The 24,829-nt window shown below is 67.3% G+C and carries 18 protein-coding genes and 3 tRNA genes; 11 read left to right on the top strand and 10 right to left on the bottom strand.

Going from position 1 to position 24,829, the window contains the following annotated elements; all coding sequences use genetic code 11:
- Positions 1-91: 91 nt before the first annotated feature.
- Genes KXV01_RS02205 through KXV01_RS02195 form a run of 3 tightly spaced genes read left to right on the top strand, consistent with a single transcriptional unit; the run spans position 92 to position 4,724 of the window.
- Positions 92-1,333: an efflux RND transporter periplasmic adaptor subunit gene (locus KXV01_RS02205; RefSeq protein ID WP_049438234.1), complete on the top strand. Its 1,242-nt coding sequence runs from the start codon at positions 92-94 to the stop codon at positions 1,331-1,333.
- The gene (locus tag KXV01_RS02200; RefSeq protein ID WP_263467487.1) at positions 1,330-3,288 is read left to right on the top strand and encodes a MacB family efflux pump subunit; all 1,959 of its coding nucleotides are present in this window, start codon (positions 1,330-1,332) and stop codon (positions 3,286-3,288) included. The genes KXV01_RS02205 and KXV01_RS02200 overlap by 4 nt, the downstream gene beginning before the upstream one ends.
- Positions 3,285-4,724, top strand: coding sequence for a TolC family protein (locus tag KXV01_RS02195; protein ID WP_099495054.1), 1,440 nt, complete (start codon positions 3,285-3,287; stop codon positions 4,722-4,724). The genes KXV01_RS02200 and KXV01_RS02195 overlap by 4 nt, the downstream gene beginning before the upstream one ends.
- Before the next feature lie 82 nt (positions 4,725-4,806).
- Here KXV01_RS02195 and rlmB read toward each other — a convergent pair whose 3' ends face one another.
- The 3 genes from rlmB to rnr all read right to left on the bottom strand — a co-directional run bounded on the left by rlmB (position 4,807) and on the right by rnr (position 8,687).
- Positions 4,807-5,550: a 23S rRNA (guanosine(2251)-2'-O)-methyltransferase RlmB gene (rlmB, locus tag KXV01_RS02190; RefSeq protein WP_005408775.1), complete on the bottom strand. Its 744-nt coding sequence runs from the start codon at positions 5,548-5,550 to the stop codon at positions 4,807-4,809.
- A gap of 94 nt (positions 5,551-5,644) precedes the next feature.
- Complete coding sequence (locus tag KXV01_RS02185; RefSeq protein ID WP_049411297.1) at positions 5,645-6,127, bottom strand: GFA family protein; 483 nt, start codon at positions 6,125-6,127, stop codon at positions 5,645-5,647.
- 94 nt (positions 6,128-6,221) lie between these two features.
- Entirely contained in the window at positions 6,222-8,687 is a 2,466-nt protein-coding gene (gene rnr / locus KXV01_RS02180) for a ribonuclease R (protein ID WP_049411299.1), read from the bottom strand.
- Positions 8,688-8,815: 128 nt separating this feature from the next.
- Here rnr and KXV01_RS02175 point away from each other — a divergent pair.
- Together KXV01_RS02175 and KXV01_RS02170 are read left to right on the top strand one after the other, a co-directional pair.
- Positions 8,816-8,900, top strand: a tRNA-Leu gene (locus KXV01_RS02175).
- 158 nt (positions 8,901-9,058) lie between these two features.
- Positions 9,059-9,143 (top strand) — tRNA-Leu (locus KXV01_RS02170).
- 139 nt (positions 9,144-9,282) lie between these two features.
- On the opposite strand, the gene KXV01_RS02165 is transcribed toward KXV01_RS02170, so the two are convergent.
- Positions 9,283-10,029 (bottom strand): sulfite exporter TauE/SafE family protein, encoded by a 747-nt coding sequence (locus tag KXV01_RS02165; RefSeq protein ID WP_049413258.1) that lies wholly within the window; start codon positions 10,027-10,029, stop codon positions 9,283-9,285.
- Between the two features lie 99 nt (positions 10,030-10,128).
- Here KXV01_RS02165 and KXV01_RS02160 point away from each other — a divergent pair, with 99 nt between their 5' ends.
- The 3 genes from KXV01_RS02160 to KXV01_RS02150 all read left to right on the top strand — a co-directional run bounded on the left by KXV01_RS02160 (position 10,129) and on the right by KXV01_RS02150 (position 11,750).
- On the top strand, positions 10,129-11,028 hold the full coding sequence (locus tag KXV01_RS02160) for a LysR family transcriptional regulator (RefSeq protein ID WP_049413260.1): 900 nt from the start codon (positions 10,129-10,131) through the stop codon (positions 11,026-11,028).
- 50 nt (positions 11,029-11,078) lie between these two features.
- Positions 11,079-11,163, top strand: a tRNA-Leu gene (locus KXV01_RS02155).
- 308 nt (positions 11,164-11,471) lie between these two features.
- Positions 11,472-11,750, top strand: coding sequence for a hypothetical protein (locus tag KXV01_RS02150; protein WP_263467486.1), 279 nt, complete (start codon positions 11,472-11,474; stop codon positions 11,748-11,750).
- Between the two features lie 111 nt (positions 11,751-11,861).
- Here the strand turns inward: KXV01_RS02150 and emrB are convergent, their stop codons facing one another.
- Genes emrB through emrR form a run of 4 tightly spaced genes read right to left on the bottom strand, consistent with a single transcriptional unit; the run spans position 11,862 to position 16,582 of the window.
- Positions 11,862-13,448 carry a multidrug efflux MFS transporter permease subunit EmrB gene (gene emrB, locus KXV01_RS02145; RefSeq protein WP_263467485.1) on the bottom strand — a complete coding sequence of 529 codons (1,587 nt, stop codon included), beginning with the start codon at positions 13,446-13,448 and terminating at the stop codon, positions 11,862-11,864.
- A 7-nt stretch (positions 13,449-13,455) separates the two neighbouring features.
- Complete coding sequence (gene emrA, locus KXV01_RS02140; protein WP_049438442.1) at positions 13,456-14,637, bottom strand: multidrug efflux MFS transporter periplasmic adaptor subunit EmrA; 1,182 nt, start codon at positions 14,635-14,637, stop codon at positions 13,456-13,458.
- A gap of 11 nt (positions 14,638-14,648) precedes the next feature.
- On the bottom strand, positions 14,649-16,142 hold the full coding sequence (gene emrC / locus KXV01_RS02135) for a multidrug efflux transporter outer membrane subunit EmrC (RefSeq protein ID WP_049412200.1): 1,494 nt from the start codon (positions 16,140-16,142) through the stop codon (positions 14,649-14,651).
- Positions 16,139-16,582: a multidrug efflux system transcriptional regulator EmrR gene (gene emrR, locus KXV01_RS02130; RefSeq protein WP_005415875.1), complete on the bottom strand. Its 444-nt coding sequence runs from the start codon at positions 16,580-16,582 to the stop codon at positions 16,139-16,141. The genes emrC and emrR overlap by 4 nt, the downstream gene beginning before the upstream one ends.
- Positions 16,583-16,754: 172 nt before the next feature.
- Between emrR and KXV01_RS02125 the strand changes: the two genes are divergently transcribed.
- Together KXV01_RS02125 and parC are read left to right on the top strand one after the other, a co-directional pair.
- Complete coding sequence (locus KXV01_RS02125; RefSeq protein ID WP_263467484.1) at positions 16,755-17,636, top strand: AraC family transcriptional regulator; 882 nt, start codon at positions 16,755-16,757, stop codon at positions 17,634-17,636.
- A 59-nt stretch (positions 17,637-17,695) separates the two neighbouring features.
- Entirely contained in the window at positions 17,696-19,939 is a 2,244-nt protein-coding gene (gene parC / locus KXV01_RS02120; protein WP_111096475.1) for a DNA topoisomerase IV subunit A, read from the top strand.
- Positions 19,940-20,373: 434 nt separating this feature from the next.
- Here the strand turns inward: parC and bfr are convergent, their stop codons facing one another.
- On the bottom strand, positions 20,374-20,862 hold the full coding sequence (gene bfr / locus KXV01_RS02115) for a bacterioferritin (RefSeq protein ID WP_005415872.1): 489 nt from the start codon (positions 20,860-20,862) through the stop codon (positions 20,374-20,376).
- Positions 20,863-20,985: 123 nt separating this feature from the next.
- Here bfr and KXV01_RS02110 point away from each other — a divergent pair, with 123 nt between their 5' ends.
- Positions 20,986-23,316 carry a penicillin acylase family protein gene (locus tag KXV01_RS02110; RefSeq protein ID WP_111096474.1) on the top strand — a complete coding sequence of 777 codons (2,331 nt, stop codon included), beginning with the start codon at positions 20,986-20,988 and terminating at the stop codon, positions 23,314-23,316.
- Between the two features lie 82 nt (positions 23,317-23,398).
- On the opposite strand, the gene KXV01_RS02105 is transcribed toward KXV01_RS02110, so the two are convergent.
- A complete protein-coding gene (locus tag KXV01_RS02105) occupies positions 23,399-24,793 on the bottom strand; it encodes a cation:proton antiporter (protein ID WP_111096473.1) in 1,395 nt (464 codons plus the stop codon).
- Between the last annotated feature and the right edge of the window lie 36 nt (positions 24,794-24,829).

Here is a 24,829-nt window from a genome sequence, read left to right as displayed (position 1 = left end):
CAGACATGCCCCGAGGATTGAGCCATCCATCGCCCGGTCTTCACAATGCCCACCAACGCCGCCCTCGCGGCCTCGAGAGTGAAGCCACGACGTGACGTTCCGCCTGCTGCCAGCGACCCGCCGGAGTCGCCTGATGCTGATCGCCCTGCTCGCCCTGATCATCGCCGCGACCGCCTGGTGGCTGCTGCGCAAGCCCGCCGCCCCGGCGGTGGCCACCTCGCCGGTCAGCCGCGGTGACATTGAACAAACGGTGGATGCCACCGGCGTGATCGACGCCTACAAGCTGGTCAGCGTGGGCGCGCAGGCGTCGGGCCAGATCAAGTCGCTGAAGGTACAGCTGGGCGACACCGTGAAGGAAGGCGACCTGATCGCCGAGATCGATGCCACCACCCAGCAGAACCAGGTGCTCAACGCGCAGGCCTCGCTGGACCAGGTCACCGCCCAGCGCGCGGTGCAGCAAGCCACCCTGCGCCAGGCCGAACTGGAGTTCGCGCGCCAGCAGCAGATGCTGGCCGCCGAGGCCACCTCACGCCAGGAATACGATGCCGCCGAAGCACAGCTGAAGACCGCCCGCGCCCAGCTGCAGTCCTACGAGGCGCAGATCAAGGGCCGCGAAACCGAGCTGGGCACCGCCCGCGCCAACCTGGCCTACACCCGCATCACCGCGCCGATGGACGGCACCGTGGTCGCGGTGGTGGCCGAGGAAGGCCGTACCGTGAACGCCAACCAGACCGCACCGACCATCGTCATGCTGGCGCGGCTGGACGTGGTCACCGTCAATGCCGAGATCTCCGAGGCCGACGTGGTCAAGATCAAGCCCGGCATGCCGGTGTACTTCACCACCCTGGGCGACCCGGACCGCAAGTATCACGCCACGCTGCGCCAGATCAATCCGGCGCCGGCCTCGATCGCCAACGAGAGTTCGTCCAGCTCCAGCAGTTCCTCCAGCTCCAGCTCCAGCAGCGCGGTCTACTACAACGCGCTGTTTGATGTGGAAAACCCGGACGGCACGCTGCGCATCGACATGACCGCGCAGGTCTCGGTACTGCTCAAGCAGGCCAAGGGCGTGCTGATGGTGCCGGCGGTGGCACTGGGACCGAAGCGCCGTGGCGATGAGCGGATGGTGCGGGTGCTGGACGACAAGGGCCAGCCGCAGCCGCGCAAGGTCACCGTGGGCATCAACAACGGCGCCTCGGCCGAGATCCTGTCCGGCTTGAAGGAAGGCGAGCGCGTGGTGGTCGGCGAAGCCGGTGCGGCCGGTGCCAGCGCCGGCGGCGGCAACCGCGGCGGCATGCAGATGCGGGTCGGCGGCCCGGGCATGGGGCGCCGATGAGCACGACGGCGCCGCTGCTGCGCCTGCGCGACCTGCGACGTGAATTCCCGGCCGGCGACGATGTGATCGCCGTGCTGCGCGACGTCCATCTCGACATCCACGCCGGCGAGATGGTCGCCATCGTCGGCCAGTCCGGCTCGGGCAAGTCAACGCTGATGAACATCCTCGGCTGCCTTGACCGCCCCACTCGGGGCAGCTACCAGGTGGCCGGCCGCGAAACCGGAAAGATGGAGCCGGACGAACTGGCCGAACTGCGCCGCGAACATTTCGGTTTCATCTTCCAGCGCTACCACCTGCTCGGCGACCTCGACGCGCGCGGCAATGTGGAAGTGCCGGCCGTGTATGCCGGCAGTCCCGGCCCGGTGCGCAACGCGCGTGCCGAGCAACTGCTGCAGCGGCTGGGGCTGGGCGACCGCATGCATCACAAGCCAGGCCAGCTCTCCGGTGGCCAGCAGCAGCGCGTGTCGATCGCACGCGCCCTGATGAACGGCGGCGAGGTGATCCTGGCCGACGAACCGACAGGCGCGCTCGATACGAAATCCGGTGAGGAAGTGATGGCGATCCTCGGCGAACTGCATGCCGAAGGCCACACCATCATCATCGTCACCCACGACATGAGCGTGGCCCGGCACGCACAGCGCATCATCGAGATCCGCGATGGCGAGATCATCGCCGACCGCGCCAATCCGGATGCGCCGAGCTACCGCGCCCAGCGCGAAGCCAGTACCGGCGTCGCCCACGGCAACAGCTGGCGGGCGGCCCGCGACCGCTTCACCGAAGCGTTCCGCATGGCGCTGCTGGCGATGAACGCCCATCGCCTGCGCACCTTCCTGACCATGCTCGGCATCATCATCGGCATCGCCTCAGTGGTCTCGGTGGTGGCCCTGGGCAACGGCTCGCAGCAGCAGATCCTGCAGAACATCAGCGCGCTCGGCACCAATACCATCGACGTCTACCCCGGCCGCGGTTTCGGCGACATGCGCTCGGCGCGGATGCAGACGCTCAAGGCCAGCGATGCCGACGCACTGGCGAAGCAGAGTTACGTGGACAGCGCCACCCCCAGCGTGTCGACCTCGGTCACTGCGCGCTACCGCAACCAGTCTTCCACTGCGCAGGTCAGCGGCGTCGGCGAGCAGTTCTTCCGGGTCAAGGGCGTGACTCTGCTCAGTGGCAGCTTCTTCGATGCCGATGCGGTCAAGGGCCTGGGCCAGGTGGCGGTGATCGACGAGAACACCCAGACCCAGTTCTTCCCTGATGTCGACCCGGTCGGGCAGGTGATCCTGCTCGGCAACGTGCCGGCACGCGTGGTCGGCGTGGCCAAGCGCCAGAGTTTCGGCTTCGGTGGCAGCACCAGCCTCAGCGTGTGGGTGCCCTACACCACGGTGATGTCGCGCATGCTCGGCCAGAGCCATGTCTCCAGCATCACCGTGCGCGTGGACGACAACACACCGATGGATGCCGCTCAGGAAGCGATCACCCGCCTGCTGACGATGCGCCACGGCACCGAGGATTTCTTCCTCAGCAACAGCGCCGAGATCCGCGACACCATCGAGCAGACCACGCGCACGATGACCCTGCTGATCGGTGCCATCGCCGCCATCGCGCTGCTGGTCGGCGGCATCGGCGTGATGAACATCATGCTGGTGTCGGTGACCGAGCGCACCCGAGAGATCGGGGTGCGCATGGCCGTCGGTGCACGACAAAGTGATATCCGCCAGCAGTTCCTGATCGAAGCGGTGCTGGTGTGCCTGCTCGGTGGCGTGCTCGGCATCGGCCTGGCCCTGCTGCTGGGCTCAATGATCGGCCGCTTCGCCAGCGACTTCCAGGTGCTGTTCTCCACCGCCTCGATCGTTGCCGCCTTCGCCTGCTCGACCCTGATCGGCGTGGCGTTCGGCTTCCTGCCCGCGCGCAACGCCGCGCAGCTCGACCCGGTAGAGGCCCTAGCCCGCGAATGAAGATGATGATCCGACTGCCCTTCCCTGCCCCCTCGCGCCGGCTGCTGGCGGGTGCCGTTCTGCTCGCCCTGTCTGGCTGCGCCTCGGTCGGCCGTTATCCGGTGGCCGATCCCGACGTGCCGGCCCAGTATGGGCGTGGCGATGCCACCCTCAACGCACCGGCCGACGACCCGCGCAGCAGCCTGGACACACCGGGCCACGACATCCGCCAGGACACCTGGTGGACCGGCTTCGGCGACGAACGCCTGGACCGCCTGGTGGCGCAGGCGCTGGCCGCCAACAGCGACCTGGCCGCCGCCGGCCTGGCCGTGCAGCGTTCACGCCTGCAGGCCGGCCTGGCCAGCAACGCGCTGTGGCCGCAGCCTTCGTCATCGGGCGTCAGCGGCAATGCCAGCCGCGCCACCGACCAGGCCGACGACTGGCGCCGCAGCTATTCCACCGGCGTTTCGCTGGGCTGGGAGGTCGATCTGTGGGGACGCCTGCGCACCCAGCGCGACATCGCCCGCTGGGAAGCCGAAGCCAGCGAGGAAGACCGGCAGAATACCGCCCTGCTGGTGATCAGCGACACCATCACCCAGTACTGGAACCTGGCCTACCTGAACCAGTCGATCGCCACCGGCCAGGCCAATCTGGAGCGGCTGGAGCGCACCCGCGAACTGGTGCAGGCCCGCTTCGACGCCGGTGCGGTATCGCGCCTGGAAGTACGCCAGGCGCTGCAGAACCTGCAATCGCAGCGCTCCTCGCAGAGCGCGCTGGAACAGCAGCGGGTGGAGGTGCGCAACGCACTGACCGTGCTGCTGGACGGCACACCCTGGCCACAACAGGACGAACCGCAGGACCTGCTGGGCGCACGCAGCCCGCGCATTGTCGAGGGGCTGCCAGCCGATCTGCTCGGCCGCCGCCCCGACCTGCGTGCGGCAGAACTCCGCCTGCGCAACAGCCTGAAGACCATCAAGGTCACCGCCACCCAGTACTACCCGGCGCTGAGCCTGACCGGCAGCCTCGGTTCCAGTGCGACCTCGCTGGGCGATGTACTGCGCAATCCGGTGGCCACGCTGGGCGCGGGCCTGTCACTGCCGTTCCTCAACCTGCAGCGCGCGCAGCTGGATACCGATATCGCCGGCACCAGCTATCAGATCGCCGCGACCAATTTCCGCAAGACGCTGTACACCGCGCTCTCGGAAGTGGACAACGCACTGTCCGCGCGCGAGCAGCTGGCGCGCCAGGTCGCTGCCTCGCAGGCTTCGTACGAGGAAGCGGTGGAAGTGGAGCGCGCGCAGGAAGTGCGCTACCGCGTGGGCGCCACCGATCTGCGCACCTGGCTGGAAGCGCAGCAGACCCGGCGTGATGCCGAGCTGTCGCTGGCGCGCGTGCGCCAGGGCCAGCTGAACAACGACGTGACCCTGTTCAAGGCACTGGGTGGCAGCGCGGGATAGCGGCTTCTGTAGAGCCGAGCCCATGCTCGGCTGCTTTCCTGATCGGGTATGCGATAGCCGAGCGTGGGCTCGGCTCTACAGATCAACCGCGCTGGCGCACGGCCTCGAACAGGCTGACGCCGGCGGCGACGGAGACGTTCAGGCTCTCGATCTCACCCGGCATCGGGATCTTGACCAGGCCATCGCAGTTCTCGCGGGTCAGGCGGCGCAGGCCGTCGGCTTCGCCGCCCAGCACCAGCGCGATGTTGCCCTTCAGGTCCAGCTGGTACAGCGAGGCGGTGGCCTCACCGGCCAGGCCGTAGATCCACACGCCCTGCTTCTGCAGGTCCTTCAGGCAGCGCGACAGGTTGGTTACCGCCACCACCGGGATCAGATCAGCGGCACCGGCCGAGGTCTTGCGCACGGTGGCGTTGACCGTGGCCGACTTGTCCTTGGGGATGATCACTGCGGTTGCACCGGCCGCAGCGGCCGAGCGCAGGCAGGCGCCCAGGTTGTGCGGGTCCTGCACCTCGTCCAGCACCAGCAGCAGGGCCTTGCCCTCGGCCGCAGTGACCAGGCCTTCCAGCTCGTTCTCGCTGTAGGTGCGGGCGGCGGCATAGCGCGCGGCCACGCCCTGGTGTCGCACCGAACCGCCGACGCCGTCCAGCGCCTGGCTGTTCACCTTGCGCACGTCGATGCCCTTGCGGCGCGCGTTTTCCTCGATCTCGGTCAGGCGCGGGTTCTTCGCACCGGCCTCGACCAGCACTTCGCGGACGTTCTCGGCGTCGTTCTCGATGGAGGAGGCGACGGCGTTGACGCCGACAATCCACTGGCTGTTCTTGCTCATGCGGGCGGGGACCGGAAAGGGGGTGGCTATGGTAGAGCATCGGCGGCGGCCGCGCTTCAAGGCAGCCGAGCATGGACTCGGCTCTACACAAACCTCAACGGCTGCGGGGCGGCCAGTGCGGGGTGTCGTGGTCGGGGTGCTGGTGGGACACGATCGTGGCCAGGAAATCCAGCGCCGCGATGTCCTCCTCGGTACGTCGGGCCGGCAGGCTGGCCAGGCTGTCGACGAAGGGCAGCTTGCGCTCGACCCCGTACTGGATCGTCGGCGGCAGGCGTTCGGGTTGGTCAAACGCGCCGGCAGCCACCGCCACGCCATCGGGCGCTTCGTAGGTCAACGGCGTGCCGCAGTCGGCGCAGAACCCGCGCCGCACCACGTTGGAGGACTGGAAATAGCGCGGCTGGCCCCGGGTCCAGTTGAACTGCACACCGCGTACGGACACCAAGGGCGCGTAGAAGGCACCAAAGGCCTTCTGGCACATGCGGCAGTGGCAGATCGAGCTGTGGGTCAGCTCGCCACGGGCCTGGAAGCGGATTGCGCCGCACTGGCAGCCGCCGCTGTATTCGGGTTGGCCTTGCATGCGATGTCTCCTGGTGGTGCCGGCCGCTGGCCGGCAACCCGTCGGTGCCGAGGGTGCCATGGATGCCGGCCAGCGGCCGGCACTACCACGGTCATCAATATTTCTCTTTCTTCCGCTTGGCCGGCTTGCCCCGCTCAGGCAGCGGCGGCAGGCCATCGCCCTCGTCCTCACCCTTGTGCTCGACCAGGCGGAAGTCGATCTTGCGCTCTTCCATGCTGGCCTTCAGCACCAGGATGCGCACGCGGTCGCCCAACCGGTAGCTGCCGCCGCGGCGCTCGCCGGTCAACGTCTTGCGGGTTGCGTCGAACTTGTAATAGTCCTGCGGCAGCTGGGTCACGTGGACCAGACCCTGCACCTTCGACTCATCCAGCTCGACGAACAGGCCGAAGCTGGTCACGCCGCTGATCACGCCGTCGAACTGGCCACCCACGTGTTTTTCCATCCACGCCGCGCGGTAACGCTCGTCGACCTCGCGCTCGGCCTCGTCGGCACGGCGCTCACGCTCGGAACACTGCAGCGCCAGCGCGGCCATCTCGCGGGCGTTGTAGGTGAACTTGTCCAGCGGCTTGCCGGACAGCGCATGCTTGATCGCGCGGTGTACCAGCAGGTCGGGATAGCGACGGATCGGCGAGGTGAAGTGCGCGTAGGCCTCCAGCGCCAGGCCGAAGTGGCCGTGGTTCTCCGGGCTGTAGATTGCCAGGCTCTGGCTGCGCAGCAACACCGACTCCAGCAGCGTCGCATCGGGGCGGTCGCGGATCTTCTTCAGCAGCTTGGTGTAGTCACCCGGGCGCACCTTCGACCACGGCGGCAGGCTCAGCTTGAACTCCTTGAGGAATTCCAGCAGGTCGGCGTACTTGGTTTCCGGCGGCTTCTCGTGGATGCGGTATGGCGCCGGCACGTGGCGCGACAGCAGGTACCTGGCCGCCTCGACGTTGGCCGCGATCATGCATTCCTCGATCAGCTTGTGCGCGTCGTTGCGCACCAGCATGCCGGCCTGGGTGACTTCACCACGGTTGTCCAGCACGAAGCGTACCTCGCTGCTTTCAAACTCGATGGCGCCACGCTTGGCACGTGCCTTGGACAGCACCTTGTACAGCTGGTGCAGTCGCTGCACCTGCGGCAGCAGGCTGCCCATCCAGGCCTTGGTATCGGCATCGTCCTCGCCCACCGCCTTCCACACCTGGGTGTAGGTCAGGCGCGCGTGCGAGTTCATCACCGCCTCGTAGAAACGCGAATGCGTGACCAAGCCGTCGCGGTCGATCTGCATGTCGCAGACGAAGCACATACGGTCGACCTTCGGCATCAGCGAGCAGATGCCGTTGGACAGGGTTTCCGGCAGCATCGGCACCACGAAGCCGGGGAAGTAGACCGAAGTCGCACGCTTCTGCGCTTCCTCGTCCAGCGGCGTGCCGGGGCGCACGTAGTTCGAAACATCGGCAATGGCCACCACCAGGCGGAAACCGTCGGCATTCGGCTCGCAGTACACCGCGTCGTCGAAGTCCTTGGCATCCTCGCCATCGATGGTGACCAGCGGCGTGCTGCGCAGATCGACGCGGTCGCCGATCATCGCCGGTTCGACCACCAGCGGCACCGAGGCCGCTTCATCCAGCACTTCCTGCGGGAACTCGAACGGCAGCTCGTGACCGTGGATGGCGGTCTCCACCACCAGCGAGGCGGTCAGCTTGTCGCCCAGCACTGCAATGATGCGGCCGATCGGCGGGCGGCGGCTGTCCGGGGCCTGGGTCAGTTCGCAGACCACCAGCTGGCCGTCGCGCGCGCCACCGGTCTGGTCCGGCGGTACCTGCACGTTGCGCTGCACGCGCTTGTCATCGGGCACCACGTAGTTGATGCCCATCTCAATGCTGAAGCGGCCGATCAGGCGGGTCATGCCGCGTTCGAGCACGCGCGCAATGCTGCCTTCGCGACGGCCCCGGTGATCGATGCCGGTCACGCGGGCGAGCACCTTGTCGCCGTGCATCACCTTGCGCATCTCGTACGGCGGCAGGAACAGATCGTCGCCCCCTTCGACCGGGCGCAGGAAGCCGAACCCTTCCGGGTTGGCGATCACCACGCCGGTGACCAGGTTCAGGGTCTGGATCGGAGCGAAACCGCCACGGCGGTTCTGCACCAGCTGGCCATCACGGACCATGGCACCGAGCCGGCGCGCCAGCGCCTCGGCCCGGTCCGGTGCGGTCAGCCCCAGGCGCGCGCCCAGCTCCTCGGCCGTCTGCGGGCCTTCGCAACGCTCCAGCAGGGCCAGGATGGCCTCGCGGCTGGCGATGGGTTGTTCGTATTTCTCGGCTTCGCGGGCGGCATAGGGATCGTCGATCACCTTGCCGGTCGGCGGCAGCTTGCGGCCCGGGGCCGGGCCGGGTGCAGCCGCATCAGCGCTGCGGACCTTGCGGCCGCGCGGCGGCGTGCCGCCTTCATTCAATTCGGGGAACCAGCCTGGCAGCGGCTTGCCCGGCTTGGCGGTGCGGGCTGCGCCCGCCTTCGGGCCCTTGTTCGGGGCCTGGCTGCGGGACTTGCTCCCGCCCTTGCTTGGTTTTTTGGTAGTCATCGCCCTACATGGTAGCCGTTGATGGCGTGCAGAACGGGTCAGCGCCCGCCCTGGAGGGGTTGGATGAAATAATTTCAGGAAGTCATTGACAGTCCCCGGATTCATCTTCACAATTGCGCCTCTGGAACGCCCAGGTGGCGGAATTGGTAGACGCACTAGTTTCAGGTACTAGCGGGTAAAACCGTGGAGGTTCGAGTCCTCTCCTGGGCACCAACGAAAAAACTCCTCGCTTCGGCGGGGATTTTTTTTTGCCTGCGATCCAGCGCGGGAACGCCCCTTCCTTGAGCAGGACACCGCGAGGCGCTGTTCGGAGTGTCTTCACCATGGTGTTGACACCTCCGTAACAACACCCCATAATTTCGCTCCTCGACGCCCAGGTGGCGGAATTGGTAGACGCACTAGTTTCAGGTACTAGCGGGTAAAACCGTGGAGGTTCGAGTCCTCTCCTGGGCACCACGTCGAGAATGAGAAAAACCCGCGAAAGCGGGTTTTTTCATGCCCGCAATTCGGGCCTTTGCAGAGTCGCGCCATGCTCGACCCCTGTGATGATCAATCGAGCATGGCTCGGGTCTGCAAAAGGCGACCGCGAACGCCGTCAGACCAGCGGCCGCAGCACCAGTTCCAGCCCAAGCAGCAGCAGGAACCCAAGGAAACAGGCGCGGAACACCCGCGCACTGATCCGCTGCCGGATCACCTGCCCCAACCACATGCCCAGCAGCGCCGGCAGCACCGCCAGTGCACTCAGCCCCAGCTGCTGGATGCCGAACGCACCGTGCAGCACCAGGCCGGTGGTCAGCGAAATCGTCGACACGGTGAACGCCAACCCGAGCGCCTGCACCAACTCTTCGCGCTGCAACCCCAGCGACTGCAGGTACGGCACGGCCGGCATCACGAACACGCCGGTGGCGCCAGTCACCACGCCCGACAACGCCCCCACCAGCGGCCCCAGCCAACGCTCGCGCCGCTGCGGCACGCGGAACACCGGCGCAAGCAGCGCATAGGCCGCATAGACCACCAGCGCCAGGCCCAGGGCAACGCGCGACCCAGTGCGATCGACCCGCACCAGCAGCGCGGCCGACCCCAGCGTCACCACCACCACCGCGAGCATCATCGGCCACAACCGCCGCACGATGGGGCCCAGTGACGGCCCGGACAGCAGCTGCCACGCATTGGTGACGAAGGTGGGAATGAACAGCATCGACGCCGCCGACACCGGCGACAGCGTACTGCCCAGCAGGCCCATCGCCACCGTCGGCAACCCCATGCCGGTCACGCCCTTGACCACGCCGGCCAGCACGAACACCACCACCAGCAGCACATAGAAGTACATCGGTTCATTCATGCCTTCATTGGATCGACCGGCGACTCGGCGCACAATGCGGTCTTCCCGGCCTCGCCTTCGGCTGATCCGAAGGCACAGGCGTTGCGATGAGGGCATCACATGCGGATGGATATCGCCGACCTGCGCCTGTTCCTGGCGATTGCCGAGGCGGGCAGCATCACGGCCGGCGCAGCGCAGGCGAACCTGGCACTGGCTTCAGCCAGCGAACGCCTGCGCACGATCGAAGCCGACGCCGGCACCGCGTTGTTGAACCGGCACCCGCGTGGCGTCAGCCTGACCGAAGCCGGCGCCGCCCTCGCCCACCATGCGCGACTGATCGTGCAGCAGCAGGCGCAGCTGCGCGGCGAGCTGCAGGCATTCGCGCACGGCGCGCGTGGCACCCTGCACCTGTATGCCAACACCGCTGCGCTGACCAACTATCTGCCCCCGCGGCTGGCACCGTGGCTGGCCGAACGCCCGCGCCTGCACGTGGAACTGCTGGAGCGCACCAGCCCCGAAGTCGTGCGCGCGATCATCGCTGGCCAGGCCGAGGCCGGCATCATCAGTGATGCGGTCGACGCTGCCGGCCTGCAGCAGCATGTGGTCGCCGAAGATCCGCTGGTGATGCTGCTTCCTGCCGATCACCGGTTTGCATCACTGCGCAGCGTGACCTTCGCCGATGCCGCAGGCGAGACCTTCGTTGCCCTCGCCGATGGCAATGCGCTTCAGATCTACATCGAAGACCAGGCCCGCGACATCGGGCGCCGCCTGGATGTGCGCATCCGCATGAAGACCTTCGAGGGTGTCTGCATCATGGTCGGCCACGGCATCGGTGTCGGCATCGTGCCGCGGAGCATCGCGCGCCAGCATCGACGCAGTACGCATACCGTTGCGGTGCCGCTTGCCGATGGGTGGGCACAGCGCCGCCTGTGCGCCTGTTTCGCCGGGTGGGCGCAGCTGTCACCGGCGATGCGCAGCCTGCTGCACCACCTGGGCGTGCAACCGCAGAAAAAAGTGTGAAATGTTGTTGACACACTCTCTGCCGTACCGCACAATTCATCTCCTGAGTCGCCCAGGTGGCGGAATTGGTAGACGCACTAGTTTCAGGTACTAGCGGGTAAAACCGTGGAGGTTCGAGTCCTCTCCTGGGCACCACGACTCAAGATGATCAAACCCGCGAAAGCGGGTTTTTTCGTTTTCGGGGTTTGGCGAACGTGGCGTCCCACCTACCGATCGAACTGTCGTATCTCGCACCATCTGGGAATCGCCTACTGGCGCATACCGCATCCCCGTGCGTCGGCCCCCTCCCCTGGACGGCCCGCTTTTGGGCCCCATTTCACGTTGGCCGTTCAATTCGTACTTTTCCTAGTAGATATCCACCCGATTCCTTTTCGGTGGAGCCGGTTGCAGGTGTATCGCCACGACCTGACCAGCGCCCCTCCTCTCCCCAAAAGGACGCACCAATGCAGCGCAGCATCATCTGCCCTCACTGCCATACCGGCTCGAACCATGGCGTAACCGTATGCGTGGGATGCCAGGCCGAGGTCCACTACGGTGCATCCAGGGAGGCGGTCATGTTCGTCTTTGTCGCCGCCATTGTCTGCGCCACACTGGTCGGCAGCCAATTGCAGGCCACTGCCGGCTGGCTCACAGGCGCGGCCGTTCTGGTGGCGGGAATGTGGGCCATTTCCCGATTGTTCCGTGATCGGGTGGTGTTCAAGCGCGTCTATCGCACGCGTTGAACCTGCATCGTTGCAATGCTCCGATGACACGGTCCGTGCGATCTGCGTAGCACAAGCAAGGACCCCGCCTGGCGGCGGGGTCAAAATACAGCACGGTGTTTCCAGGGAGTTTCAGTGTCCGCCGCCGGCGGCCGCACCGGCACCCGCACCGAACGGCGGCTTGGCCAGCCACAGGAAGGTGATGATCGCCAGGAAGATCCAGCCCAGCAGGAAGAAGATGTCGTTGAAACCCATCTGCGATGCCTGGTGGTTGATCATGTTGTTCAGTACCGCCGCGCCATGTTGCAGGTCGCCCTGCCCCATTGCGGTGACCTGCTCCTGCATTCCCGGCTGATAGGCCGAGATGTGCTCGGTCAGGTCGGCATGGTGCACCTGGGTACGCCGCGCCCACAGCCACGTCGTCAGCGAGGCCGCGAAGCTGCCGCCCAGCGTGCGCAGGAACGTCGCCAGGCCGGAGCCCGCCGCGATCTCGCGCCCATCCAGGTCCGACAGCAGGATCTGCAGCACCGGCATGAAGAACAGCGCCACGCCAATGCCCATGATCAGCTGCACGCCGGCCACGTGCATGTAGTCCACCTGCAGGTTGAAGTTCGAGCGCAGGAAGCTGGTCATCGACAGCACGATGAAGGCCACGGTGGCCAGCATCCGCATGTCGAAGCGCGACGCATACTTGCCCACGAACGGGGTCATGATCACCGGCAGTACGCCGATCGGCGCGGTCGCCAACCCTGCCCAGATCGCGGTATAGCCCATGTCACGCTGCAGCCACTGCGGAATCAGCAGCGCCACGCTGAAGAACGCCGCATAGGCCACCACCATCGCCAGCGTGCCGGCACGGAAGTTGCGGTGCCGGAACAGCTTCAGGTTGACGATCGGATCCTTGTCGGTCAGTTCCCAGATCAGGAACACCGTCAGCGTCACCACCGCCACGCAGGCCAGTACCACGATCTTCATCGACGAGAACCAGTCCTCGTCGTTGCCCAGGTCGAGCACCAGCTGCAGCGCGCCGACACCGATCACCAGCGTGACCAGGCCGACGTAGTCCATCTTCGGCTTCTCGATCTGCTCCGGGCGTCCCTTCAGCTGGTTGCCCACCACCAGCGCAGCGAAGATGCCCAGTGGCACGTTGATCAGGAAGATCCATTCCCAGCTGTAGTTGTCGGTGATCCAGCCACCGAGGATCGGGCCGCAGATCGGCGCCACCACCGTGATCATCGCCAGCAGCGCCAAGGCCTGCCCGCGCTTCTCGCGCGGGTAGATCGAGACCAGCAGCGACTGCGTGATCGGGTACATCGGGCCGGCCACGAAACCCTGCAGCGCACGCGACACCACCAGCATGCCCATGCTCTGCGCAAGGCCGCACAACAGCGAAGTGATGACGAAGGCCAGGGTGGCCCAGACGAACAGTTTGCGTTCGCCGAAACGGCGGCTGAGCCAGCCGGTCAGCGGCAGCGCGATGGCCGTGCTGACCGCGAACGAGGTGATGACCCAGGTCGCCTGCTGCGAACTGGCGCCGAGATTACCGGCGATGGTCGGCAGCGAGACGTTGGCGATGGTGGTGTCGAGCACCTGCATGAACGACGCCATCGCCAGGCCTACGGTGCACAGGGCGACGCTGGGGGGCAGGAACCCGGAGGCCGCAGCCGGCGCCGCCGGTGCGCCCGGAGCGCCGGGCGCGGCTGGAGCTTGTGCGGACATGGCGACCTCAGCCCACCTTCGCCTGCTGCTGCGGCAGGTTGCCCTGGATGATCGTGTGGATCACCTCGTCGGCATCATGCAGCTGCTTGGCATACACGTCGGTGTCGAACACCGTGCCCTTGGCCGGGGTGCTCGGCAGCACTTCGCCCTTCTGGTCGCGCAGGCTCACTTCGGCCTTCATCGACAGGCCGATGCGCAGCGGGTGTTCGGCAAGCTGCTTGGCATCGATGGCGATGCGCACCGGCACGCGCTGCACGATCTTGATCCAGTTGCCGCTGGCGTTCTGCGCCGGCAGCAGCGAGAACGCCGAGCCGGTGCCCAGGCCCAGGCTCTGGATGCGACCCTTGTACTTCACGTCGCCGGCGTACAGGTCCGACTTCAGCTCCACTTCCTGGCCCAGGCGCATGTGGCGCAGCTGGGTTTCCTTGAAGTTGGCCTCGACCCACATCTGCTCGGTCGGCACCACGGCCATCAGGGCATTGCCCGGCTGCACACGCTGGCCGACCTGCACCGAACGACGGGCGACGTAGCCGGAGACCGGCGCGACGATGCCGGCGCGGGCGTTGTTGAGGAAGGCCTGACGCAGCTGTGCGGCGGCGGCCTGCACGTCCGGCTGGGTGGCGATCACGGTGTCGTCGACCAGCGCGCGGTTGCGCTCGACGGTCTCGCGCGAACCGGCCACGGCGGCTTCGGCAGCAGCCAGTTCGTCACGGGCGTGGGCCAGTTCTTCGTTGGAGATGGCGCCGGTGGCGGCCAGGTCCTTGCGCCGGGCGTAGTCGTCGCGCACGCGCTTCAGGGTCACCTGCCGGGCGTTCAGTTCCGCCTGCGCGCCTTCCACGCTGCGGTACAGGCCACGGGTCTGGCGCACGGTCCTGGCCAGGTTGGCTTCGGCCTGCTGCAGCGCCACCGCGGTGTCGGACGGGTCCAGCTGCACCAGCAGCTGGCCGCGCTCCACGCGCATGCCGTCATCGGCATTGATGGCGACCACGGTGCCGGCCACCAGCGGGGTGATCTGCACCTGGTTGCCCTGCACGTAGGCATCGTCGGTCTCTTCGAACCAACGGCCGAACATGAAGTACCACAGCGCCAAAGCGGCAAGCAGCAGCACGACGATCACGAACAGGCCGCGCAGCAGGTTGCCGCGGCGGTTGGGGGCGGCCGGGGCCGCGGTGTCTTGGGTCTGGCTCATGTCGGAGATCTTCAGGAATGCGAGGAATCGGAATGGGAGGCGATCGGTGCGCGGTCGGCGTCAGTGGGCTGGAAACCACCGCCCAGCGCCTTGCTCAGGCGCACCGAGGACTGCACCTGCTGCGACTGCAGGCCGGCCAGCTGCTGCTGCGACTGCAGCAGGGTGGACTGCGCGGTCAGCACGTCCAGGTAGCTGCCGATGCCGGCGCGGTAGCGCTGCTGGGCCAGGTCGAAGGCAGCGCGTGCGGTGTCCACCGCCTGCTGCTGCGACTGCGCCTGCTGTGCCAGCGAGCGCACCGCGTTGACCTGGTCGGCCACATCACGCAGCGCATCGAGCACGGTCTGGTTGTAGTTGGCCACCGCCAGGTCGTACTGCGCATCGGTATTGGCCAGGTTGGCGCGCAGCTTGCCGCCTTCGAAGATCGGCAGGCTCAGCGCAGGGCCGATGTAGGCGAAGGTGGAACTGCTCTTCAGCAGGTCGCCCACATTCGGGGCGACCACGCCGGCCAGCGCGGTCAGGTTGAAGCTCGGGTAGAACTTGGTCTTGGCAACCTTGATCTGCTTGTCGGCTGCTTCAACGCGCCAGCGTGCGGCCACGATGTCGGGGCGGCGGCCAAGCAGTTCGCTGGGCAGCACGCCCGGCAGCTGCAGTGCCACCGGATTCAGCGGCCGCGGGCGCTGGATCGACAGGCCACGGTCCGGGCCCTTGCCGACCAGCGCGGCCAGTGCGGTGCGGGCAGCGTCGATACGCTGCTGGGCGGCCTGCACCTGCTGCTGCGCGGCCGGCACGCGGGCCTCGGCCTGGCGCACCTGCAGATCACTGTCGATGCCGGCGCGGCGGCGCTGGCGGGTCAGCTCAAGTGACTTCTGTGAACGGCTCAGCTCTTCCTCGGCCACGTCGTTGAGCTGCCACGCGTAGGCCAGGTCGGCATAGGCCTGGGTGATGCCGGTGGACAGGTTCAGGCGGGCGGCCTGCGCTTCAACGGTGGCGGCGTGCGCACCGTCCACGGCGGCTTCCCAGGCGGCGCGCTTGCCGCCCCACAGGTCCACGCCGTAGCTGAAGTCGAAGGCGACCTGGCTGCTGCCGGCGTAATGGCCACCGATCTCGCTGCCTGCCATCGACTCAGGCAGGCGCAGCCCGGTGTAGCCACCGGACACCGACAGGCTCGGCAGTTCGTCGGCACGTGCGGTGCCGACCTGGGCCTGGGCCTGGCGCAGGCGGGCATCGGCGGCGTCCAGGCTCGGGTGGCCGGCCAGGCCCTCGGCGACCAGCGCGTCCAGCTGCGCATCACCCAGTGCCTTCCACCAGTCCTGCGCCGGGAAGCCGGTGGCGCTCAGGTCGGTGTCGGCCAGGGTGCGTTCGCTGTGCAGGCTGTCCACGTCAAGCACGTGGCCCTGCGGGTTGAGGCCACGACTGCTGGCGCAGGCGGCCAGGGCCAGGGCCAGCGCTGACACCAGCAGCGCGCGCCCGGACCGGCGGAGAGTGGAATGCGGGATCGGGTTCATGGGGTCGTCAGTGAATCGCGGATTCGGGTAAGGAGGGACAGCAGCAGCGTGCGCTCGTCGGCGGAAAGATCACGCAGGGCGTAATCCATCACCGCGTCGCCACGCAGCTTCAGGCGCGCCCACAGCGCGCGGCCTTCATCGGTCAGCACGATCTGCAATGCCCGCCGGTCCTGCGCATGCGGTTCGCGGCGGACGCAGCCCAGCGCTTCGAGCTTGTCCAGCAGCCGGGTCACCGCGCTGGGCACCTGATCGATGGCCTGGGCCAGTTCGTTGGCGGTGCACGGTGCCATGTTCGAAAGCACCTTCAACCCGATGTAGTGGGTGAAGCCGATGCCCAGATCTTCTTCAGCCATGGACGCGTCGAGTTGGCGGACCAGGCCGTCGCGCACCTGGCGCAGCAGCAGGCCGAAGCTGGGGGGAGTGGTTGCAGGACAGATCATGGGGGAGCATTCTCTTCCAAAAAAAATATTTCTCAATGGAAATATTCGATCTGGCATCGAATGCTGTGTTGCAGCAGTGGGCTGGATCGGTGAAGGCGCCTACCTTAATGACCTGGTCAGGTGGCCCGGTAGTACAATCCAGCCAATGGATGACACATTTCAGCCAGCAGACATGATGAACAAGGCAGAAATCCCCGCTCCCAAACGCCTGCTCAGGGACGATGCACTGGACTGGTTCGAGCGCAACGACGGCCCATCGGTGGTCGCCTACCGCTTCGACAGCCCGCAGGGACTGGTCCGTGAAGTGGACTGGCATCATCACCAGCGCGCGCAACTGATCTACGTGGAGCGCGGCCTGCTGACCACCCGCACCTCGCACGGCACCTGGTCGCTGGCGCCGGGTTCGGCCGGCTGGATGCCGCCGCTGGAGCCGCACACGGTCACCCTCGACGGGCCGCTGCGCGGCTGGGGCATGGCGCTGGCCGCACCCGCCTGTGCCGCCCTGCCCGCCGACCCCTGCGTGCTGGGCCTGTCCAAGCTGGCGCAGGCGCTGGCCGAGCGCATCTGCGAATGGCCGCTGGGCGATGACACCACGCCCGAGCGCCAGCACATCATCGAGGTGCTGCTGGACGAGATCCGCACCGCGCCGCGTCAGCGCATGCATCTGCCGATGCCGCATGACCGGCGGCTGCTGAAGATCGCCTCGCAGCTGCTGGCCGACCCGTCCGACGAACGCAGCCTGGCCGAATGGGCGCACTGGGCCGGCCTGTCACCGCGCAGCCTGACCCGCCACTTCCGCGACGAGACCACGCTCAGCTTCGCCCAGTGGCGGCAGCAGGCCCGGCTCTCCGAAGCCCTGCGCCAGTTGACCGATGGCCGCAGCGTCGCCGACATCGCCCATGCACTGGGCTTCAGCAGCGCCAGCGCGTTCGTCACCGTGTTCCGCCGCCACTTCGGGCTGCCGCCGGGGCGCTACCTGGCGCGGGCCGGCCACGGCCTGGAAACCGGGCTGGACCCTGCGCGCGGCTTGGCATCCCCCGCCGCATCCGGATAATCACAGGATTGCGAGCGGCGACCGCCGTCGCCGCCTCCCGACATAGGTAACAACGCCGCATGACCGAACTTGCCCGTCCCGTGTTCCACGGATTCGAACAACTGCCGCTGCGCGAGTACGCCGAACGCGCCTACCTCGACTACTCGATGTACGTGGTCCTGGACCGTGCCCTGCCGTTCATCGGCGACGGCCTGAAGCCGGTGCAGCGCCGCATCATCTATTCGATGAGCGAGCTGGGCCTGAATGCCGCGTCCAAGCCGAAGAAGTCCGCGCGCACCGTCGGCGACGTCATCGGCAAGTACCACCCGCACGGCGACAGCGCGTGCTACGAAGCGCTGGTGCTGATGGCGCAGCCGTTCTCGTACCGCTACCCGCTGATCGAGGGCCAGGGCAACTTCGGCTCCAGCGACGACCCGAAGTCGTTCGCGGCGATGCGTTACACCGAATCCAAGCTGACCCCGATCGCCGAAGTGCTGCTGGGCGAACTGGGCCAGGGCACCACCGACTGGGCACCGAACTTCGACGGCACCCTGCAGGAACCGACCTGGATGCCGGCGCGGCTCCCGCACCTGCTGCTCAACGGCACCACCGGCATTGCCGTGGGCATGGCCACCGACGTGCCGCCACACAATCTCAACGAGATCGTCAGCGCGCTGCTGCACCTGCTCGACAACCCCGATGCCAGCGTGCGCGACCTGTGCGAACACGTGCAGGGCCCGGACTATCCGTCCAGCGCCGAAATCATCACTGCGGCCAATGACCTGCGCAACATCTACGAGACTGGCAACGGCAGCGTGCGTGCACGCGCGACCTTCACCAGGGAAGCCAGCAACATCGTGATCACGGCGCTGCCGTTCCAGGTGTCGCCGTCGAAGGTGATCGAGCAGATCGCCGCACAGATGCGCGCCAAGAAGCTTCCGTGGCTGGAAGACATCCGCGATGAATCCGACCACGCCAACCCGGTGCGCGTGGTGCTGGTGCCGCGTTCCAACCGTGTCGACGCCGACCAGCTGATGGGCCACCTGTTCGCCACCACGGACCTGGAGCGCAGCTACCGCGTCAACCTCAACGTGATCGGGCTGGACGGCCGTCCGCAGGTGAAGAACCTGAAGATGCTGCTCAGCGAATGGCTGACCTTCCGCAGCAACACCGTCACCCGCCGCCTGCAGCACCGCCTGCAGAAGGTCGAGCGCCGCCTGCACCTGCTGGAAGGCCTGCTGGTCGCGTTCCTCAATCTGGACGAGGTGATCCACATCATCCGTACCGAAGACGAGCCGAAGGCCGCGCTGATCGCGCGCTTCGGACTGTCCGAGGAACAGGCCGAGTACATCCTGGAAACCAAGCTGAAGCAGCTGGCCCGCCTGGAAGAGATGAAGATCCGCGGCGAGCAGGATGAACTGGCCAAGGAGCGCGAGAAGATCCTCGGCATCCTCGACAGCAAGGCCAAGCTGAAGAAGCTGATCCGCGATGAACTGACCGCCGACGCCAGGAAGTTCGGCGACGCACGCCGTTCGCCGCTGGTGCAGCGCCAGGCGGCGCAGGCGATCGACGAGACCGAGCTGGTGCCGAGCGAAACGATGACCGTGGTGCTGTCGGAGAAGGGCTGGATCCGTGCCGCCAAGGGCCACGACGTCGATGCATCCGCGCTGTCGTACCGTGAAGGCGACGGGCTGCAGGGCGCGGTGCGCGCACGCAGCACCCAGCAGGTCGCGTTCCTCGACAGCGAAGGCCGCGCCTACTCGACGCCGGTGCACACCCTGCCCTCCGCGCGTGGCAATGGCGAACCGCTGACCGGCCGCTTCTCGCCGGCACCGGGCACCAGCTTCGTGACCCTGGCCAGCGCCGAGCCGGACACCCGCTTCGTGCTGGCCTCCAGCCACGGTTATGGCTTCGTCACCCGCTTCGAGAACCTGATCGGCCGCAACAAGGCCGGCAAGGCGATGCTGAACCTGTCGGCCGGCTCCTCGGTACTGACCCCGTCGGTGGTCGCCAACGTCGCCACCGACCGCATCGTGGCGGTGACCAGTTCGGGCAACCTGTTGGCGATCGCCGCCAACGACCTGCCGGAACTCGACAAGGGCAAGGGCAACAAGATCATCGAGATCCCGAAGGCCAAGCTCGCCACCGAACGCGTGGTCGCCATCGTGGCGATCAGCCCGGGGCAGACCCTGCAGGTGCGCAGCGGCCAGCGCACCATGGGCCTGAAGTTCAACGAGCTCGACGCCTATCTCGGCGCCCGCGCCACCCGCGGCCACCTGCTGCCACGCGGCTGGCAGAAGGTGGAAGGGCTGTCGGTGGAGTGAGGCACCGCTCCTGGTAGGTGTCAACCTTGGTTGACACGCATTACCCCGGTAGACGCCAACCTCGGTTGGCGTTTTCCATCCCAATGGGGTCAGAGCCGTTTTCGTTGAAAACGGATACGACTCCGGACACGAAAAAGCCGGGGCATTCCCCGGCTCTTTCGTTGTCGGCTGGCGGGCAATGGAGCAGCTGGCGGGCGAAGGCTGGCTGGCGGTGCTCCGGTGCTGGCGGGCGACAGAACGCTGTGCTTCCGGTAGAGCCGACCGCGGGTCGGCTGCCTTTGGCTCCCGGTAGAGCCGACCGCTGGTCGGCTGCTTCCCGCTTCTGGTAGAGCCGACTGTTAGTCGGCTGCTCCAACGAAAACCAGCCGACCAGCGGTCGGCTCTACCGGAAGGCAGCCGAGCATTGGCTCGGCTCTACAAAAAGCGGGGCCGGCTCAGTGCGCCGGGGCGCCGCTGCCGTCGATCTTGCTCAGCTGGTACAGCTCCAGGCCGATGCGCTTGATCAGGCCCAGCTGCTGTTCCAGCCACCAGGCGTGGTCTTCTTCGGTGTCCTTCAGCTGCGCCAGCAGGATGTCGCGGCTCACGTAGTCACCCTTCTCCTCGCACAGCTTCATGCCGGCGGCGAGATTGTTCCGAACGGCGTATTCAGTGTCGAGATCCTTCTGCAGCATCTCTTCCACGGTCTTGCCCGGCTCCGTGGCATGCGGGCGCATGTCCGGGTCGCCGCCCAGGAACAGGATCCGGCGCAGCAGCGCATCGGCGTGCTGGGTTTCCTCTTCCATCTCGTGGTTCAGGCGTTCGTACAGCGCGAACAGGCCCTGGTCCTCGTAGCGGCGGGAATGGATGAAGTACTGGTCGCGGGCAGCGAGCTCGCCGCGCAGCAGTTCCTTCAGGCAGGCGATGACGTCCGGGTTGCCTTTCATGGGGGGCTCCTGTGAATCGATGCGGCATAGGGTGCCGCATTTCAAAATACGGTGATCTAATCGGAATCAGTCGCAGTTGCGCCTGCGGCTACAATCGGCCCACGAGTTCGGAAAGGACGTGCGATGCGACGTACATGGCGTTGGGTGCTGGGCGTGTTGATCGCCATCGTGCTGGTCACCGCACTGGTGCTGTGGCTGCTGCTGCGCGGCAGCCTGGCCGACCTGGACGGCGAGCATGCGTTGCCGGGACTGGCGAGGCCGGTCACCCTCGAGCGCGATGCGCTGGGCGTGGTCACCATCACGGCCGGCAGCCAGGCCGACGCGATGCGCGCACTCGGCCGCGTACACGCGCAGGAACGTTATTTCGAGATGGACCTGATGCGCCGCAGCGCCGCCGGCGAACTGTCCGCACTGTTCGGACCGAAGGCCATCGACGCCGACAAGCGCATGCGCGTGCATCGGCTGCGCGCGCGCACCGAGGCACACATGGACGCTGCATTGGGCGACAACGGCGATGCCGTGCGCGCCTACGTGGACGGCGTCAACGAAGGCCTTGCCGACCTCTCCGTGCGGACGTGGGCATACCTGCTGCTGCGGCAGTCACCGCAGCCTTGGCAGGCCAGCGACAGCGTGCTGACCGGGCTGGCCATGTACGCCGACCTCCAGGATCCCGGCAACCAGACCGAGCTTGCGCTGAGCCGCATCCGTGCGGCGGTGCCGCCGGCGCTGTACACACTGATCGCCCACGACGGCACTGAATGGGATGCACCGCTGTTCGGCGAACCGACCGGCAACGCCATGCTGCCCGATGCCAGCCAGCTGGACCTGCGCACGCTGGAGGGAAAGCCGGGCACCGGGCAGGAAGAAGCCGACGCCGTCGGCAGCAACAACTTCGCGGTGGCCGGTGCGCTCACCGCCGACGGCCGCGCCATTGTTGCCGACGACATGCACCTGGGCCTGCGCGCACCCGGCCTGTGGTTCCGCGTGCGCCTGCGCTACCCGGACCCGCAGGCCGCTGGCGGCCAGGTCGACGTCACCGGCTTCTCGCTGCCGGGCCTTCCGGCCGTGATCGTCGGCAGCAACGGGCACATCGCCTGGGGTTTCACCAACAGCTACATCGACACCGCGGACTACCGCACCGAACCGGCCAATGCCGCAGTGACGGTGCATGAAGAACGGATCGCGGTGGCCGGCCAGGCGGATGTGCTGTTCCCGGTACGCGAAACCGCCTGGGGACCGATCCTGCACACGCATGCCGATGGCAGCGGCGACGCGCTGCGCTGGGTCGCCCAGCTGCCCGGTGCGGTGCGCCTGGACTTCGGTGATCTGGCCCGCGCCGGTGATCTGGACGCTGCGCTGCAGTTCGCCGACCACGCCGGCATTCCCGCACAGAACCTGGTGGTCGGCGACCGCACCGGACGCATCGCCTGGCGCCTGATCGGCGCCCGCCCGGATCGCGGTCCGGGCTGCGCGCCGGCCGGCTTCAACGCCGCCCACAACCAGGACTGCGCCCCCTGGCCGATCCGCAGCGATGCCTCGCCGGCATTGATCGATCCCCCCAACCATCGCCTGTGGACCGCCAACGGCCGCGTCCTCGACGGCGAGGCACTGGCCCAGGCCGGCAACGGCGGCTATGACCTTGGCGCCCGCGGGCGGCAGATCCGCGACCTGCTGGCGATCCAGGAGCGCTTCGATGAACACGACCTGCTGGCGATCCAGCTCGACGATCGCGCGGTGTTCCTGCAGCGCTGGTGGGCACTGCTGCACGACGTCATCGAACGCAGTGACGACCCTGCACTGAAGCGCTTGAAGGAGGCCAGCCATCAATGGGACGGCCGTGCCTCGGCCAGCTCGGTCAGCTACCGGGTGGTGCGCGAGTTCCGTACGCAGGTGATGACAACACTGTCCGATGCACTGCTGGCACCGGCCAATGCGCAGCTGGGCGATGACTATCTGGAGCCGCGCCTGGCGCAGCTGGAAGGCGTGGCCTGGCCGATGCTGCAGCAGCGTCCGGCCAATCTGCTGCCACCGGCCTTCGACAGCTGGGATGCGCTGCTGACCGACGCCGCACGCCGCACCGAGAGCGAGCTGGCCAGGCAGGGCCCACTGGCCAAGCGCAGCTGGGGCGAACGCAATACGGCGGCGATCTGCCACCCCATCGCACGGGCGCTGCCGGACATTGCCAAACACTGGCTGTGCATGCCGGCCGACCGCCTGCCCGGCGACCGCGACATGCCGCGCGTGCAGACGCCGGGCTTCGGTGCTTCCGAGCGCATGGTGGTTTCGCCCGGCCACGAGGCCGACGGCATCGTGCATATGCCCGGCGGCCAGAGCGGGCACCCGCTGTCGCCGTACTGGGGCGCCGGCCACGAAGACTGGGTGCATGGGCGGCCGACGCCGTTCCTGCCGGGCAAGCCGCAGCACACGATGACGCTGGTGCCGGCATCGCGGTAGTGCCGGCCGCTGGCCGGCATCCATGCAGGTGTGTCCAGCATCATGAGGTTGCCGGCCAGCGACCGGCACTACCGTTCGACGCTCAGCCCCTGCGCCGCTCGATCAGGTTCAGCAGTGGCCCGGTCATCGCCGTTGTCACCAGCGCCATGATCACCAGCACCGCGAACAGGCGGTCACCGAGCAGGCCAAGTTCGTAACCCAGGTTGAGCACGATCAGCTCCATCAGGCCACGGGTGTTCATCAGTGCACCCAGCCGCCACGCCTCACGGGTGGGCATGCCGGCACTGCGTGCGGCACTGAAGGTACCCAGCAGCTTGCCCGTCGTGGCTACCGCGATCACCACCACGCACAACAGGACATCGCTGGCCTGCAGCGTGTCGGCGCGCATGCGCAGGCCGGTCATGGCGAAGAACAGCGGCAGCAGCAGCGTCACCGCGAACGGCTCGACGCGGGCCATCAACAGGTTGCGCAGCTGCGCGTTGGACGACACCGCCACGCCCGCCGCGAACGCACCGAACAGCGCGTGGATGCCCAGCATTTCAGTGACCAGCGCACTGCCCAGCGACAGCAGCAGGATGCCGAGCAGCCAGCGTCCCTCACGGCCCGGCGCGATCTGCTGGCGGGCGAACCACGGCCTCACCAGCCCCAGCATCAGCGCCACGAACGCGACCACGCACAGCAGGTTGAGGCTGGCCGGCAGCCATCCGCTGGCCTGGGCGGCGGCCACGATCAGCGCCAGCAGGCACCATGCGGTGGCATCGCCCAATGCCGCGCAGGCGATGGCGGTCTGCCCCAGCGGTGTCTGCGTGATACCGCGGTCGGCAAGGATGCGCAGCAACACAGGGAAGGCCGTGATGCTCATCGATATGCCAACGAAAAGCGCGAATGCGGTGAAGCCCACGCCCTGCGGGCCGTGCTGCGGGTACAGCCAGATCGCCAGGGCGACGCCAAGCACGAACGGCACCGCGATGCCGGCATGGCTGACCGTAAAGGCAAAACGCCGGCGTCCACGCAGCGCCGCCAGGTCCAGCTCGGCACCGGCCACCAGCAGGAACATCAGCACGCCCAGCTGGCTGAGCATGCCAAGCGGCCCCAACGAGCTGGCCGGGAACAACGCACCATGCAACTGCGGCAGCAAGCTGCCGAGCACCAGCGGGCCCATCATCAGGCCGGCTGCCATCTCGCCGATCACCGCCGGCTGGCCCAGCCGCTTCAGCAGCGCACCGGCGCCCTTGGCTACCAGCAACAGCACCAGCAGCTGCAACAGGAACAGGCCCAGCGGCGACGCCAGATGCTGCGCCCAGGTGGCTTCGGCCATGGTCGTGGCCGTGGCACGGGCACCAGCCTCGGGCGCCGCCGGACCGGCATAACGGGCCAGCAGCACGCCGGCCAGCAACGGCACCCCAGCCCAGGCCAGGTAGCGCCATCCCCACTTCGTCGGTGGCACCTGGCCCCCGCTGTGTACGTCCATGAACATTCCCCAATGTGCAGGGGGGCGATCATACAAAAAGGG

This window comes from Stenotrophomonas sp. Ps181 (assembly GCF_025697425.1).
Taxonomy (GTDB): Bacteria; Pseudomonadota; Gammaproteobacteria; order Xanthomonadales; family Xanthomonadaceae; genus Stenotrophomonas; species Stenotrophomonas sepilia.
This window is presented reverse-complemented; position numbering and strand designations above follow the sequence as displayed.

What these genes read in the sequence shown, in the direction of transcription:
- KXV01_RS02200 (WP_263467487.1), top strand. Translation starts at nt 1,330, where the DNA reads ATGAGCACGACGGCGCCGCTGCTGCGCCTGCGCGACCTGCGACGTGAA.
- KXV01_RS02195 (WP_099495054.1), top strand. Translation starts at nt 3,285, where the DNA reads ATGAAGATGATGATCCGACTGCCCTTCCCTGCCCCCTCGCGCCGGCTG.
- rlmB (WP_005408775.1), bottom strand. Translation starts at nt 5,550, where the DNA reads ATGAGCAAGAACAGCCAGTGGATTGTCGGCGTCAACGCCGTCGCCTCC.
- KXV01_RS02185 (WP_049411297.1), bottom strand. Translation starts at nt 6,127, where the DNA reads ATGCAAGGCCAACCCGAATACAGCGGCGGCTGCCAGTGCGGCGCAATC.
- rnr (WP_049411299.1), bottom strand. Translation starts at nt 8,687, where the DNA reads ATGACTACCAAAAAACCAAGCAAGGGCGGGAGCAAGTCCCGCAGCCAG.
- KXV01_RS02165 (WP_049413258.1), bottom strand. Translation starts at nt 10,029, where the DNA reads ATGAATGAACCGATGTACTTCTATGTGCTGCTGGTGGTGGTGTTCGTG.
- KXV01_RS02160 (WP_049413260.1), top strand. Translation starts at nt 10,129, where the DNA reads ATGCGGATGGATATCGCCGACCTGCGCCTGTTCCTGGCGATTGCCGAG.
- KXV01_RS02150 (WP_263467486.1), top strand. Translation starts at nt 11,472, where the DNA reads ATGCAGCGCAGCATCATCTGCCCTCACTGCCATACCGGCTCGAACCAT.
- emrB (WP_263467485.1), bottom strand. Translation starts at nt 13,448, where the DNA reads ATGTCCGCACAAGCTCCAGCCGCGCCCGGCGCTCCGGGCGCACCGGCG.
- emrA (WP_049438442.1), bottom strand. Translation starts at nt 14,637, where the DNA reads ATGAGCCAGACCCAAGACACCGCGGCCCCGGCCGCCCCCAACCGCCGC.
- emrC (WP_049412200.1), bottom strand. Translation starts at nt 16,142, where the DNA reads ATGAACCCGATCCCGCATTCCACTCTCCGCCGGTCCGGGCGCGCGCTG.
- emrR (WP_005415875.1), bottom strand. Translation starts at nt 16,582, where the DNA reads ATGATCTGTCCTGCAACCACTCCCCCCAGCTTCGGCCTGCTGCTGCGC.
- KXV01_RS02125 (WP_263467484.1), top strand. Translation starts at nt 16,755, where the DNA reads ATGATGAACAAGGCAGAAATCCCCGCTCCCAAACGCCTGCTCAGGGAC.
- parC (WP_111096475.1), top strand. Translation starts at nt 17,696, where the DNA reads ATGACCGAACTTGCCCGTCCCGTGTTCCACGGATTCGAACAACTGCCG.
- bfr (WP_005415872.1), bottom strand. Translation starts at nt 20,862, where the DNA reads ATGAAAGGCAACCCGGACGTCATCGCCTGCCTGAAGGAACTGCTGCGC.
- KXV01_RS02110 (WP_111096474.1), top strand. Translation starts at nt 20,986, where the DNA reads ATGCGACGTACATGGCGTTGGGTGCTGGGCGTGTTGATCGCCATCGTG.
- KXV01_RS02105 (WP_111096473.1), bottom strand. Translation starts at nt 24,793, where the DNA reads ATGTTCATGGACGTACACAGCGGGGGCCAGGTGCCACCGACGAAGTGG.